The 12,828-nt window shown below is 61.0% G+C and carries 11 protein-coding genes, 1 tRNA gene and 2 pseudogenes; 7 read left to right on the top strand and 7 right to left on the bottom strand.

Annotation, left to right across the window (positions count from 1 at the left end; all coding sequences use genetic code 11):
- The gene (locus tag LCF59_RS00995; RefSeq protein ID WP_292284723.1) at nucleotides 1–1,290 is read left to right on the top strand and encodes a TRAP transporter large permease; all 1,290 of its coding nucleotides are present in this window, start codon (nucleotides 1–3) and stop codon (nucleotides 1,288–1,290) included.
- Nucleotides 1,291–1,348: 58 nt separating this feature from the next.
- A complete protein-coding gene (gene dctP / locus LCF59_RS00990; RefSeq protein WP_292284721.1) occupies nucleotides 1,349–2,407 on the top strand; it encodes a TRAP transporter substrate-binding protein DctP in 1,059 nt (352 codons plus the stop codon).
- A 228-nt stretch (nucleotides 2,408–2,635) separates the two neighbouring features.
- On the opposite strand, the gene uvrB is transcribed toward dctP, so the two are convergent.
- Nucleotides 2,636–4,819: an excinuclease ABC subunit UvrB gene (gene uvrB, locus LCF59_RS00985; RefSeq protein WP_292284720.1), complete on the bottom strand. Its 2,184-nt coding sequence runs from the start codon at nucleotides 4,817–4,819 to the stop codon at nucleotides 2,636–2,638.
- Between the two features lie 413 nt (nucleotides 4,820–5,232).
- On the opposite strand from uvrB, the gene LCF59_RS00980 reads away from it, so the two are divergent.
- Together LCF59_RS00980 and LCF59_RS00975 are read left to right on the top strand one after the other, a co-directional pair.
- Complete coding sequence (locus LCF59_RS00980; protein ID WP_292284718.1) at nucleotides 5,233–5,544, top strand: ETC complex I subunit; 312 nt, start codon at nucleotides 5,233–5,235, stop codon at nucleotides 5,542–5,544.
- Nucleotides 5,541–6,008, top strand: coding sequence for a GNAT family N-acetyltransferase (locus LCF59_RS00975; protein ID WP_292284716.1), 468 nt, complete (start codon nucleotides 5,541–5,543; stop codon nucleotides 6,006–6,008). Before LCF59_RS00980 ends, LCF59_RS00975 begins: the two co-directional genes overlap by 4 nt.
- Nucleotides 6,009–6,035: 27 nt before the next feature.
- Here the strand turns inward: LCF59_RS00975 and LCF59_RS00970 are convergent, their stop codons facing one another.
- Nucleotides 6,036–6,554, bottom strand: coding sequence for a superoxide dismutase family protein (locus LCF59_RS00970; RefSeq protein ID WP_292284713.1), 519 nt, complete (start codon nucleotides 6,552–6,554; stop codon nucleotides 6,036–6,038).
- Nucleotides 6,555–6,661: 107 nt separating this feature from the next.
- Between LCF59_RS00970 and LCF59_RS00965 the strand changes: the two genes are divergently transcribed.
- Nucleotides 6,662–6,738: transfer RNA gene (locus LCF59_RS00965), tRNA-Arg, on the top strand.
- Nucleotides 6,739–7,334: 596 nt separating this feature from the next.
- On the opposite strand, the gene LCF59_RS00960 is transcribed toward LCF59_RS00965, so the two are convergent.
- The 4 genes and pseudogenes from LCF59_RS00960 to ahcY all read right to left on the bottom strand — a co-directional run bounded on the left by LCF59_RS00960 (nucleotide 7,335) and on the right by ahcY (nucleotide 11,010).
- The gene (locus LCF59_RS00960; protein WP_292284711.1) at nucleotides 7,335–8,000 is read right to left on the bottom strand and encodes a hypothetical protein; all 666 of its coding nucleotides are present in this window, start codon (nucleotides 7,998–8,000) and stop codon (nucleotides 7,335–7,337) included.
- A 296-nt stretch (nucleotides 8,001–8,296) separates the two neighbouring features.
- A pseudogene (locus LCF59_RS00955) lies at nucleotides 8,297–8,493 on the bottom strand (IS1380 family transposase); the annotation flags it as partial.
- Nucleotides 8,494–8,617: 124 nt separating this feature from the next.
- A complete protein-coding gene (locus LCF59_RS00950) occupies nucleotides 8,618–9,610 on the bottom strand; it encodes an adenosine kinase (RefSeq protein ID WP_292284709.1) in 993 nt (330 codons plus the stop codon).
- Between the two features lie 11 nt (nucleotides 9,611–9,621).
- The gene (gene ahcY, locus LCF59_RS00945; RefSeq protein ID WP_292284708.1) at nucleotides 9,622–11,010 is read right to left on the bottom strand and encodes an adenosylhomocysteinase; all 1,389 of its coding nucleotides are present in this window, start codon (nucleotides 11,008–11,010) and stop codon (nucleotides 9,622–9,624) included.
- A gap of 124 nt (nucleotides 11,011–11,134) precedes the next feature.
- Between ahcY and LCF59_RS00940 the strand changes: the two genes are divergently transcribed.
- Together LCF59_RS00940 and LCF59_RS17765 are read left to right on the top strand one after the other, a co-directional pair.
- Nucleotides 11,135–11,731 (top strand): HD family hydrolase, encoded by a 597-nt coding sequence (locus LCF59_RS00940; protein WP_292284707.1) that lies wholly within the window; start codon nucleotides 11,135–11,137, stop codon nucleotides 11,729–11,731.
- A 38-nt stretch (nucleotides 11,732–11,769) separates the two neighbouring features.
- A pseudogene (locus LCF59_RS17765) lies at nucleotides 11,770–12,120 on the top strand (N-acetyltransferase family protein); the annotation flags it as partial.
- Between the two features lie 114 nt (nucleotides 12,121–12,234).
- Here the strand turns inward: LCF59_RS17765 and LCF59_RS00935 are convergent.
- The gene (locus LCF59_RS00935; RefSeq protein WP_292284706.1) at nucleotides 12,235–12,819 is read right to left on the bottom strand and encodes an ActR/PrrA/RegA family redox response regulator transcription factor; all 585 of its coding nucleotides are present in this window, start codon (nucleotides 12,817–12,819) and stop codon (nucleotides 12,235–12,237) included.
- Between the last annotated feature and the right edge of the window lie 9 nt (nucleotides 12,820–12,828).

Raw genomic sequence — 12,828 nt, 5'->3', positions numbered from 1 at the left:
ATGCTGGTCTGGTTCCTGCCCCTCTTCCTCGTGTTCCTGATGATCGGCCTGCCAGTCTTTTTCGGCATGCTCGCGGCACCGGGACTTCTTCTGTGGCTAAACGGGCAGGAACGCGACCTGATCCTGCTCTACCGCAATGTCTATAACGGCATGGCAAGCTTTCCGCTGATGGCGATCCCGTTCTTCATGCTGGCGGGCGAGTTGATGAACCGCGGCGGCATCACGATGCGGCTGGTGGAGTTCAGCCAGGCGATGATGGGCCATTTCCGCGGCGGTCTGGCGCATGTGAACGTGCTGTCCTCGATGCTGTTCGCAGGCCTGTCGGGCTCTGCTGTCGCCGACACATCGGCGCTCGGGTCCATGCTCATCCCCGCGATGGAGAAAGAAGGATATACCCGCAAGTTCGCTGCCGCGATCACCGCCGCGTCTTCGGTCATCGGTCCGGTTATTCCGCCCTCCGGGATCATGATCATCTATGCCTATGTCATGGGCGAATCGGTCGCGGCCCTTTTCCTGGCCGGTATCGTGCCGGGTATTCTTGTCGGTGCCGGCCTGATGGTCATGGTCAAGCTGCAAGCCGACAAGCACGATTTCCCCGCCTCACGCGGCAAGGCCAGCTGGGGCGAACGCGGGCAGGCTTCGCTCAAGGCGTTCTTCCCGTTGATGACACCGGTGATCATCCTTGGCGGTATCCTGGCCGGTGTTTTCACACCCACCGAAGCGGCAGCGGTCGCGGTGGGATATGCCATAATCGTCGGCATGTTCATCCTGAACACGCTGAAGCTCTCCGACCTGCCGGATGTCTTCATGCGGGCGGCCATGACATCGGCCACGGTGCTGCTGCTGGTGGGCGCTGCGATGGCGTTCAAGACCGTGGTCTCGCTGTCGCATACCCCCGAGATCCTCGCCGAGTTCATCCTCGGACTGAGCGAGAATCCGTTGATCCTGCTTTTCCTGATCAATCTTCTTCTGTTCGTCGTCGGGATGTTCCTCGATGCCGGGCCAGCGATCATCATCCTCGGTCCGATCCTCGGACCCATCTTTGTCGATCTTGGCGTCGACCCGATCCATTTCGCGATCATCATGTCCGTGAACCTGACCGTGGGGCTGGCGACACCGCCCATGGGTCTGGTACTTTTCGTCGCCTCATCGGTGTCCGGAGAACGGGTTGAAACGATCTCGAAGGCGATTTTGCCGTTCCTGGCCGTTGAAATCTTCGTCATTTTCCTGATCACATTTGTCCCCGAGATATCCATGACCGTTCCGCGCCTGACAGGTTTCGCGGACTGACATCTTCGGGTCACATGGCCCGTGTAACCGACCACAGAAAGCAACAGGGAGGAAACTCATGCTCAAAGGTCTCACCACGGCGGCGCTGACAGCCGCACTGCTCGCCGGAAGCGCGATAACGGCGGCGGCACAGGATTTCACGATCCGCGCCACCGCGAATTCCAACGAGAACGACGAAGACTATGACGGCCTCGTGGTTTTCAAGAACCACGTGGAAAACGCCTCCAACGGGCGCATCGAGGTCGAGCTGTTCATCGGCACGCAGCTTTGCTCGGGCGGCGCGGAATGCCTCCAGGGCGTCTCGGACGGGTCCATCGATGTGTTCGTGACAACCTCGGGCGGGGCCGCGGGCATCTTTCCTTACGTCCAGGTGCTCGACCTGCCCTACCTGATGTCGAACGATCGCGTCGCCGAACACGTTCTGTCGGGCGATTTCACCCGCACCATGCGGGACATGGCGCTTGAGGATTCGGGCGACACGATCCGCATCATGACCATCGGTAACACCGGCGGCTGGCGCAACTTCGCGAACACGCAGCGCCGCGTGACCAGCCCCGACGATCTCGAAGGCCTCAAGATCCGCACAGTGGTCGCCGACCTGCCGCAGGAAGTCGTCAAGGCGATGGGCGCATCCCCGACACCGATCAGCTGGCCCGAGCTGTTTACCTCGTTCCAGACCGGCGTCGTTGACGGGTCCAAGAACGGCATCACCGATATCATGGGCATGAAGTTCCCGGATGCCGGCCTGGAATATGTCACGCTCGACGGTCACGCGTACATGGGCGCCATCTGGGTGATGAACAACCAGAAGTTCATGGAGATGCCCGAGGACCTCCGCCGCGTCGTGGTGGACGGCTTTGCCGCGCTTCAGCAAGCGACCTTCGCCTCGCCCAAGCGCAAGTCGATCCAGGCGTACCAGGAATTCGTCGAAGGCGGCGGTGATCTCTATGTCCCAAGCCCTGACGAAAAAGAAGCCTTCCGCGAGGCGGCACAGCCGGTCTTCGAATGGTTCCAGGAAAACGTCGAAGGCGGTCCGGAAATCTACGACGCTCTGACAACGGCGGTCGAAGAGGCCGAGGCAGAGCTGTCAGACGCCTATGCGGCTGATCTCCAGTAAACGTCTCTGACCTGAACTGGACAGCCCCCGTGCGGGTTGCGCGGGGGCTTTTTGCGGCCCCTGCCCTGTGCGGGTCCACGCTGTTCAACCGGACATTCCGCGATGGCCTCGGCACCGGGCTTGAACGACGCAAGCGGCAGGTCCGCGCAACAACCATGTGTCACCACGCTGGAACGCCATGGCAGGCGAACCACCCGCGCAGGTCCCCGCGGGCGGGATGATACGGCGTTACTGTTTCTTGCGCCGCTGAACGTTGCCACCGCGCTGGCCCGGGCGGCCGGCGGTTGATCGGCCAGACGATTTGGTGGCTGCATCCGCTGCCGCCTCGACCGCCGACTGCCGCGCCAAGGGATCGTCTGCAACCGCCAGATCAACCGCTTCGAGCCGTTTGACCTCGTCCCGAAGGCGGGCGGCCTCCTCGAATTCAAGGTTTTCCGCCGCCTTGCGCATATCCGTGCGCAAGCCGTCAAGAACCGCTTGCAGATTGGCCCCGGCCAGCGGTTTGTCCACCTTGGCCGTCACACGGTTCATATCGACATCACCCTTGTAGAGCCCTTGCAGAATGTCATCGACATTCTTCTTGATCGTCTCCGGCGTGATGCCGTGCTCCTCGTTATAGGCAATCTGCTTGGCCCGGCGCCGGTCGGTTTCGGACAGGGCACGTTCCATGCTGCCGGTGATCCGGTCCGCATACATGATGACGCGGCCCTCTGAGTTGCGCGCAGCACGGCCAATGGTCTGGATGAGCGAGGTTTCGGACCTCAGGAACCCTTCCTTGTCGGCATCGAGAATGGCCACAAGCCCGCATTCCGGGATGTCCAGCCCCTCGCGCAGAAGGTTGATGCCGATCAGCACGTCAAAGGCACCCAGCCGCAGGTCGCGCAGGATCTCGATCCGTTCGATCGTGTCGATGTCGCTGTGCATGTAGCGCACGCGGATGCCCTGTTCGTGCATGTATTCGGTCAGGTCCTCGGCCATCCGCTTGGTCAGCGTCGTGCACAGGGTGCGATAGCCGTCGGCGGCCACCTTGCGCACCTCGTCCAGCAAATCATCGACCTGCGTCTCGACCGGCCGGATCTCGACAATCGGGTCCAGAAGGCCGGTGGGGCGGATAACCTGTTCGGTGAACACACCGCCGGTCTGTTCGATCTCCCACTTGGCGGGCGTCGCCGACACGAACACCGATTGCGGGCGCATCGCGTCCCATTCCTCGAACTTGAGGGGGCGGTTGTCCATGCAGGACGGCAGGCGGAACCCGTGTTCGGCCAGCGTCATCTTGCGCCGGAAGTCACCCTTGTACATGCCACCGATCTGCGGAACGCTGACGTGGCTCTCGTCGGCAAAGACGATCGCGGTATCGGGGATGAATTCGAACAGCGTGGGGGGCGGCTCGCCCGGCGCGCGCCCCGTGAGGTAACGCGAATAATTCTCGATCCCGTTGCAGACGCCCGTGGCCTCGAGCATTTCGAGGTCGAAATTCGTCCGTTGTTCAAGCCGCTGCGCCTCGAGCAGCTTGCCGTCTGCCACCAACTGGTCAAGCCGCGTGCGCAGCTCTTTCTTGATACCGATCACAGCCTGCTGCATCGTCGGTTTCGGGGTCACATAGTGGCTGTTGGCATAGATGCGAATACGCTCGAAATTGCCGGTCTTTTGACCGGTCAGCGGATCGAATTCGGTGATCGCCTCAAGCTCGTCGCCGAAGAACGACAGTTTCCAGGCCCGGTCTTCCAGGTGGGCGGGGAAAATCTCGAGGCTGTCGCCGCGCACGCGGAACGATCCGCGCTGGAACGCCTGATCGTTGCGGCGGTATTGCTGCGCCACGAGATCGGCCATGACCTTGCGCTGGTCATAGCTGTTGCCGACATGCAGATCCTGGGTCATCGCGCCATAGGTTTCCACCGACCCGATGCCATAGATGCACGACACCGACGCAACAATGATCACGTCATCGCGTTCCAGAAGCGCCCGTGTCGCCGAGTGGCGCATCCGGTCGATCTGTTCGTTGATCTGGCTTTCCTTCTCGATATAGGTGTCGCTGCGCGGGACGTATGCTTCCGGCTGGTAATAATCGTAATAGCTGACGAAATATTCGACCGCGTTGTCAGGGAAGAACCCCTTGAATTCGCCATAAAGCTGCGCCGCGAGCGTCTTGTTCGGCGCCAGGATAATCGCCGGGCGCTGCGTTTCCTCGATCACCTTGCCCATGGTAAACGTCTTGCCGGTGCCGGTGGCCCCCAGCAGGACCTGATCGCGCTCGCCATCGACCACGCCCGCAGACAGCTCGGTGATCGCGGTCGGCTGGTCGCCGGCCGGCTCGAACTCGGTGTTCATCCGGAACCGGATTCCCCCCTCCAGCTTCTCGCGGGCGCGGACATCGGGGGCGGGGGCGTGAAGGGTCTGACTATCTGACATGGCTCACCGGATGGATCCAACGGGGTTGATCGAGAAACTGCGATGCTCTGGATGAAAGTCAAAAATGGGGGGCGCCACCGGGAATTGCAACCTGAGTCGCACAGGGCGTGCCAGGACAGTTCAAAGCCCGATGTGATTGGCTTTTTGCCAGTTTCCCATCGCCCGGGTGCGACAGTCTGAAAGACCCGAATTTTCTTTAACAGCTATAGGCACTCTCTACCTATGGTTAGCAAGCAGTTGAGGACATTCATTTCCGGGTCGCACACACCCTCCCTCGCTCCCCGCGGCTCTTTGGTGAAGACCAAACTGCTTGCGCCCTCGCCTTCCGGCTCGGCACATCGTTTTGTCCTGCGATGGCTTGCGTGCGGGGTGGTTTTTGACCATATCTGGGAAAAGATCGAAGAGGGGAAATCATGCGCGCCCGTATCTATCAGCCGTCCCGAACCGCAATGTCATCAGGATCCGCCAAGACGCGGCACTGGGTTCTGGAGTTTGCTCCGGACAGCCCGCGGGAAATCGATCCGCTCATGGGGTGGACCTCGTCCTCGGACACGCAGAGCCAGGTACAGCTCAAGTTCGAAACGCTGGAAGCAGCCAAGGCCTATGCCAAGGAGCATGGGATCGAGGTGATCCAATTCACCCCGAACAAGCGCAAGCCCAACATCCGGGCGCGCGGCTACGCGGAAAATTTCGCGGTCGATCGCAAAGGTGCCTGGACGCATTGACGCGGGCCTTCCGCATCGTTCCGGTTGTCGCACCCACCCGGGACGTCGCCGACCTCCTGTCCCGGCATGCCGACCTGATGCGCGCCGAAACCCCGGCCGAAAGTTGCCACGCGATGGACGCGGAGGCGCTTTTCGCCTCCGGCGCATCCATATTCGCGGCGCGGATGGACACCACGATTCTGGGCATCGCCGCGGTGAAACGGCTCGACGCCGCGCATGGAGAAATCAAGTCGATGCACACCCGGTCCGACGCACGCGGCCTCGGCGTGGGTGCCGCCCTGCTTCAGCGCGTGGTGACCGAAGCACGGGCGCTCGGACTGCAACGACTGAGCCTCGAAACCGGATCAAGTGACATGTTCGGCCCCGCGCGCCGCTTGTACGAACGCCACGGATTTTCCTGTTGCGGCCCGTTCGCGGATTACACCCACGACCCGCTCAGCGTGTTCATGACACGAAGGCTGTGACGCGGGCGCGGGACCGGAAGCCACCGGTCAAAGGCTCGTAAAGACACCGCAGGCGATCCGCTCACCGGCGTCTCCGGCGGGTTGGCTGATATAATCGTCAGCCCCGGCATGCATGATGAAAGCCGCACCATCCTCGTCCAGGATCATCTCCTCGATCCACAGATGCGGGTTGAAGAAGTCGGCCATCAAGGTGCCGGTGTCGCCGACGGTGACGTTCGGAAGATCGCCGGGATGCGGGCCATCATTGACGCGGATGCCGTGCTGCATGTCACCCGCGATATGTCCGCCGGCCGAGCTGAAATCATCTGCCGAACAATCCCCGGTCTCGTGCAGATGCACCGCATGAGTGCCTGGCGGGACAGGGTCCAGCTCAAGCTCGACCAGCGTGGTGCCCGACGGCTCCAGCGTCAGTGTCACCGTGCCGATGGACACGCCGTCTCGGTTGATGACATCGGCCGCCGCCATGGCACGCGCCGTGTCCTGCGCCGCAAGCGGCAGCGCAGGCAACAGGGCGGTAGCGGCGGCAGCAAACAGGGTAAGTCGCATGAGCCTGTCCTTTCTTGCGATTGACTGTCACCCCAACGCAGCCATCCCGACCCCCGTTCCAATCACCCTTTGACGCCCCGTTCCGCCTGTCGTATTGCCACGCCAGCGGTCCCTTAGCTCAACTGGATAGAGCAGCTGACTTCTAATCAGCAGGTTGGGGGTTCGAGTCCTCCAGGGATCGCCAATAATATCAATGTAGAACATGCCACCTGAAATAGGTGCGAGATGCACTACTGGCCGGTCTGGCGAAGCTGCGTTGTGGCATGGCAACCAACTGCGGAAGTCAGCTTTGGGACGTCAAAGCCGATCGGATCGCATCGGTCAGCCGCAAGTAGGGATGGGGCTGCGTCATTGCGATTTTGCGCGCAGCACATGGCGTGCTCTGCGATTTTCCCTTTGGTTACACAGATTGAACGCGTTCAATTTTTGGATGAAGATCTAAAAACAAGACAGATATGGCCAAACTGGCCAAGGGCGGAACCGTATGAATGGTGGATCGCCCACGGGCGCCCCGACGGAGGCTGTGCTGGTTGCCGGGCCGCTCGCTCCGTCGTGATGTTCATATGATGTGCCGTTTGAAACGTTGGGGCGCTATCGTCCGTGTCTTTGTTCGACCGCCAAATGATGGCTGGGTAACCGGAAAAGCACATGACTTTGAATTTTAATCCACCATTTGACTACGGTGGCATGTCACGCCACCCGTTCTGTTGGCAGGGCAACAACATCGTGCCTGCATAGCTCAAGCGATGAACATCTTGTCAGGACAAAAATTAAAATACTTCACTTATCAAAAACATTGTATTTTCCAAAGAATTTTTGGAACTCTGACTGTCCAGCTTTCTGCATGGCGTTCATTGTTTTTGCGTAGTGAGTCAATGAGAGGCGCCTTGCGGAGTGGTCGCCTTCACCATGGGTTGCAGTAAAAGCTCCCTTATTTGGTCGGATATATCCTGACATAAGCAAGCCACACAATTCGCGGCCAAAAACACTGACTATAAACTCATCTCCTGTATAAATTTTCAGGTCGTTTATCGCCGAAACGGGTTCAAACAGCTTTTTCCTATGAGCGTTCGCGATCAACCAAACATCATTAAGCAGGGCCGTCCAACCATGCTTTTTCAGCCAAGCATATTTGAACTGATCATCGTGAAACATCATTCCATTGTGCTCTTTACCTTGCGAATCCGCACTGGATCCCGGGTTGAAAGCCTGCCCTTTTGGTTCAAACTCTTTGTATTTTTGGTGAGTGAAGCCACCTACTCCATGTTGAGACTTTACCACCCGCCCAAAATATTGCTTGTTTTCACCATGGGTTGCAAAATGCTCATAGTACCTGAACGCTTCTTCTTTGGATGGCGTCAAACCTGGCCCACCTGAATAGTGAGAAAGAGCGCTCTGGTAATCATTATAGAATTCCTCGCGGTAATACTGAAAACTGTCACTCATGGTAAACTCCCTTTTTGATCATGAAGATGGCCTAATTCAAAACTTGCCCAAGCATGAATAACCTCCAGCCAGTCTAACCGACATTTCCCAAGTGACCAGCCGCAAGACCTCTAAATCGACTGACAGGGCCAGTGGGTCAAGCGTATTGTGCCCGTGATGGCCGGGATTGCCGCGCGAGGACGCCGATTTGGGCGGATCAGGCCGTGTACCCGCGTCATCCTGCGGTAACATCGGGTTTTTCAATGCAAAGGACAAACCTGGCCAGCCACTTTCGTTCGGTCTGGGGTGGATCGTGGTCACGCGCATGAGGGTTGCGCTCGCAATCGGCGGATCGCGGGGAGGATGGCCCCACCATCGGGCCGGTGACCACCACCTCGCCAAGTTGAAAAATGATGACGCGGGCGTGGCGGATGATTCGGACCCCGATCTCGATCAGCTTCAGTTCTAGGCTGGCGAACGACCCGTCCGCCATGGCCTCTGGCAGTTCCGGACACATCCCGCGCGCGTCAAGCGCTTCGGCAGACAAGCTGGTTTCTGCGGCGATCAGATGGCGGGCTTGTGGGGAAGACGGCGAGGGCCGGACCGGTTGCACCGGTCCGGCCCGCTTTTGCATCGGCTCAGGCGGCCGGAAGGGCAAAGGCGCGTGCAGCAGCGCCGTCGCGCGCGCCGTAATGCCCCAGCACGCTGGCCGCAAGACGCGCCCCGGTCGCCCCGGCACGGTCAACAGGCTGCCCCTGGGCAAGCCCGGCAAGGAACCCGCTGGCATAGGCATCGCCCGCGCCGGTGCTGTCGACCACCTGCGCGACCGGTGCTGCGGGCACGTGGTGCCGACTGTTGGCGTCGGCCACCCAAGACCCCTTCTCATGCTCGGTGACAGCGGCAACCGCCACTTGGGACATGGCCCAGTCCAGCGCCGCCTCGGCGTCGTCGCAGCCGGCCAGCGCGCCAATCTCGACATGGTTGCCGATCAGGACGTCGACGTAGCGCTCCACCGCATCGCGCATGGCCGCAAGGTTGCGCTCAACGCAGCCCGCATCGGACGGCGTCAATGCCACCTTGGCGCCGGCCGCCTTGGCGGCCTGGGCCAGCGTTTCGATCACCTCTGCGCCATGCGGCGCATCCCAGAGGTACCCCTCGATGAAGAGAATGTCGAAATTCTCCGGCAGGGCCGCGCGCGCCTCGAAGGGCATCAGCGTGGTCGCCGCACCCAGGTAGGTGCTCATCGTCCGTTCGCCGTCCGGCGTGACAAGAACCACGCAGCGCCCGGTCCCGTGGTCGCCATTCTGGGCAATCGCAACGGGCGCGGCCAGGTCAAGCCCCGTCATTTCCCCGCGAAAGGTGTCGCCCAGGTCATCATCGGCAACCTTGCCGATATAGGTGCCCCGCACAGGCGTTTCGGCCATATGCGCAATCGTGTTGGCAACCGAGCCGCCGGACTGGCGCATGCCCGGCCCGACCTCCTGGAACAGGGCATGGGCGGCCTCGGCCTCGACCAGGTGCATGCCGCCCGGCGTCAGCCCGTGGCGGGTGACCACCTCGGGCTGCACGGCGACAACGACATCGACCAGGGCATTGCCCAGGCCAACGACATGGGGTGTCTGTTCACTCATCTCGACCTCCCTCAATACCGGTAGTGTTCTGGTTTGAAGGGGCCTTCCGGGGTGACGCCGATGTAGGACGCCTGATCCGGCGAGAGCTGGGTCAGCTTCACGCCGATCCGGCCCAGATGCAGGCGGGCGACCTTTTCGTCCAGGTGCTTGGGCAGGATGTAGACCTGGTTGTCGTAATTCTCGCCGTTCTTCCACAGCTCGATCTGCGCCAGCACCTGGTTGGTGAAGGACGCGGACATCACGAAGGACGGGTGGCCGGTGGCATTGCCAAGGTTCAGCAGGCGGCCTTCGGACAGCAGGATCAGACGATTGCCGGAGGGCATCTCGATCATGTCCACCTGTTCCTTGATGCTGGTCCACTTGTGGTTCTTGAGCGAAGCCACCTGGATCTCGTTGTCGAAATGGCCGATATTGCCGACAATCGCCATGTCCTTCATCTCGCGCATGTGCTCGATCCGGATCACGTCCTTGTTGCCGGTCGTGGTGATGAAGATATCCGCGCTGTCCAGCTCATCTTCCAGAAGCACCACCTCGAACCCGTCCATCGCCGCTTGCAGCGCACAGATCGGGTCGGCCTCGGTCACTTTCACGCGCGCCCCCGCGCCCGCCAGAGAGGCGGCAGAGCCCTTGCCCACATCGCCATAGCCGCAGACAACGGCCACCTTGCCCGCCATCATCGTGTCGGTGGCGCGGCGGATGCCGTCGACCAGCGATTCCTTGCAGCCGTACTTGTTGTCGAATTTCGACTTGGTGACAGAATCGTTCACGTTGATCGCCGGGAACGGCAGCTGGCCCTGCTTGTGCAGGTCATACAGGCGGTGCACCCCGGTGGTGGTTTCCTCCGACACACCCTTGATCGCATCGCGCGTCCTGGTGAACCAGCCGGGCGTCTCCGCCATCCGCTTGGCGATCTGTTTCTTGATCGCCTCTTCCTCTTCGGATTGCGGCACCGGGATGATCTCTTCGCCCGCCTCGGCCCGCGCGCCCAGCAGGACATACAGCGTCGCATCGCCGCCATCGTCGAGGATCATGTTCGCGCCTTCGGGGAACATGAAGGATTTGTCGAGGTAATCCCAATGCTCTTCCAGCGTCTGGCCCTTGACCGCAAAGACCGGCGTGCCGCCCGCCGCGATCACCGCCGCCGCGTGATCCTGCGTGGAAAAGATGTTGCAGGAGGCCCAGCGCACATCCGCCCCAAGCGCGGTCAGTGTCTCGATCAGGCAGGCCGTCTGGATCGTCATGTGCAACGAGCCAACGATCCGCGCCCCCTTCAAGGGCTTGCTCTCACCGAATTCCTCGCGCAGCGCCATCAGCCCCGGCATCTCGGTCTCGGCAATATCCAGCTCCTTGCGGCCAAACTCGGCCAGCGCGATGTCTTTGACGATATAGTCCTGGGCCATGTGCGGCGCTCCAATTGTCAGGCGGATTTGATCGGCGAGGTAGCATGCGCCTTGTGTCACGGCAATGCGGCCGTATTTACAAGCGTCAATCAGGCGACTACCCAGACCGGAAAAGAGGCAAGACATGGCGAAATCCCCACGCGCGTGGCAGCGGATGCTGTCGGGACGCAGGCTCGATCTGCTGGATCCGACCCCGGTCGATATCGAGATCGAGGATATCGTCCATGGGCTGGCCTTTGTCGCGCGTTGGAACGGCCAGACCTTCGGGGATTATCCCTATTCCGTGGCCGAGCATTCGCTGTTGGTGGAAACTCTGTTTTCGCGCCTGTCTCCCGGAGCGTCGCCAGCAGAGCGATTGACCGCACTTCTGCATGACGCCCCGGAATACGTGATCGGCGACATGATCTCACCGGTGAAAGCGGCGGTAGGTCCCGGCTACGAGGCCTTGGACGACAGGCTCGCGGCGGCGGTTCATATCCGGTTCGGGTTGCCCGCAATCCCGCCCGCCAAACTGAAGAAACAGATCAAGAAGGCGGACCGCATCAGCGCGTGGATGGAAGCAACCCAGATCGCCGGGTTCACGCGACCCGAAGCAGACAGGATTTTTGGCGCCCCCGATCTGGATGTGATCTCGGACTTGCCCATCGTGCTGCGCCCGCCGGTCGAGGTGCGCAACGAATTCACATCGCGCCATGCGGTGCTGCTGGACGCCATGGTGTGATCACGGTTCGGCGCGCAGGCAGTCTGGATGCCAGAGACATGGCGGAACTTCTGGCTGCGATCGTCCGGAAGGGCGGAACGACCGCGTATCAGCGCCTCATGCCCCGCGACACCATTCTGCAATGGATGCAGCGCGATCCTGACCGGTCTGCATGGCACGTCGCCGAAGAAGACAGCGGCCAGATTCTGGGTTTTCAGTTTGTCGAACCCCATCGCGATCTGCCGCCCGAAGCCTGCGATATCGCCAGCTTCGTCCGCCTGGGGCAAACGGGTCTTGGCACCGGGTCGAAGCTGTTCGAGGCGTCACGTCAGGCCGCCAAGGAGCTGGGCTATCGCTGGATCAACGGCACGATCCATGCGGATAACGAGGACGGATTGGCCTATTACCAAAGCCGCGGCTTTGAAGACCATGCGACCCACCCTGACCGGGAACCGGGTGCTGGGCACCGCGGCCACAAGATCAGCAAGCGGTATGATCCGACGCAGGCCGGACCCGATCCTGGCTTACCGCGGCGACCGCTTTGCCAATATCCGCTGCAATGTTCGGCGGTGCATGTTCAGGCGGCGCGCGGTTTCGGACACGTTGCGATCGCAAAGTTCGTAAACGCGCTGGATATGCTCCCACCGCACGCGATCCGCGCTCATCGGGTTTTCCGGTGGCGGAGGCAGGTCCTCGCCCTTCGCGAGCAAGGCGTTGGTGATATCCGTCGCGTCGGCCGGTTTGGACAGGTAATCGTTTGCCCCGATCTTGACCGCCGCCACCGCAGTGGCAATTGCGCCGTAGCCTGTTAGAACGACCACCCTGCTATCCGGACGCTTTTCCCGGATTATCTCGACAACATCGAGGCCATTGCCGTCTTCCAGCCGAAGGTCCACGACAGCATAGGCCGGCGGACGCGCCGTGGCGATGGTAGACCCCGCTGTGACCGATCCGGCTGTTTCCACTTCGAAGCCGCGCTTCTCCATGGCCTTGGCCAATCGACGCAGGAAGGGTTCGTCATCATCCAGAAGGAGGAGGCTCTTGTCTTCGCCAAGATCGTCCGATGTCCGGTCGCTCACTGAGGGTGCCTCCCGTGGGGTTTTGTCCATCTACCAGTA

The sequence above is a fragment of the Marivita sp. genome (assembly GCF_020055675.1).
Classification (GTDB): domain Bacteria; phylum Pseudomonadota; class Alphaproteobacteria; order Rhodobacterales; family Rhodobacteraceae; genus Marivita.
The sequence above is the reverse complement of the archived record's forward strand: the minus strand, read 5'-3'. Positions and strand labels throughout refer to the sequence as shown.

What these genes read in the sequence shown, in the direction of transcription:
- LCF59_RS00960 (WP_292284711.1), bottom strand. Translation starts at nt 8,000, where the DNA reads ATGAGTGACAGTTTTCAGTATTACCGCGAGGAATTCTATAATGATTAC.
- LCF59_RS00940 (WP_292284707.1), top strand. Translation starts at nt 11,135, where the DNA reads ATGGCGAAATCCCCACGCGCGTGGCAGCGGATGCTGTCGGGACGCAGG.
- LCF59_RS00935 (WP_292284706.1), bottom strand. Translation starts at nt 12,819, where the DNA reads ATGGACAAAACCCCACGGGAGGCACCCTCAGTGAGCGACCGGACATCG.
- ahcY (WP_292284708.1), bottom strand. Translation starts at nt 11,010, where the DNA reads ATGGCCCAGGACTATATCGTCAAAGACATCGCGCTGGCCGAGTTTGGC.
- LCF59_RS00980 (WP_292284718.1), top strand. Translation starts at nt 5,233, where the DNA reads ATGCGCGCCCGTATCTATCAGCCGTCCCGAACCGCAATGTCATCAGGA.
- uvrB (WP_292284720.1), bottom strand. Translation starts at nt 4,819, where the DNA reads ATGTCAGATAGTCAGACCCTTCACGCCCCCGCCCCCGATGTCCGCGCC.
- LCF59_RS00970 (WP_292284713.1), bottom strand. Translation starts at nt 6,554, where the DNA reads ATGCGACTTACCCTGTTTGCTGCCGCCGCTACCGCCCTGTTGCCTGCG.
- dctP (WP_292284721.1), top strand. Translation starts at nt 1,349, where the DNA reads ATGCTCAAAGGTCTCACCACGGCGGCGCTGACAGCCGCACTGCTCGCC.
- LCF59_RS00950 (WP_292284709.1), bottom strand. Translation starts at nt 9,610, where the DNA reads ATGAGTGAACAGACACCCCATGTCGTTGGCCTGGGCAATGCCCTGGTC.
- LCF59_RS00995 (WP_292284723.1), top strand. Translation starts at nt 1, where the DNA reads ATGCTGGTCTGGTTCCTGCCCCTCTTCCTCGTGTTCCTGATGATCGGC.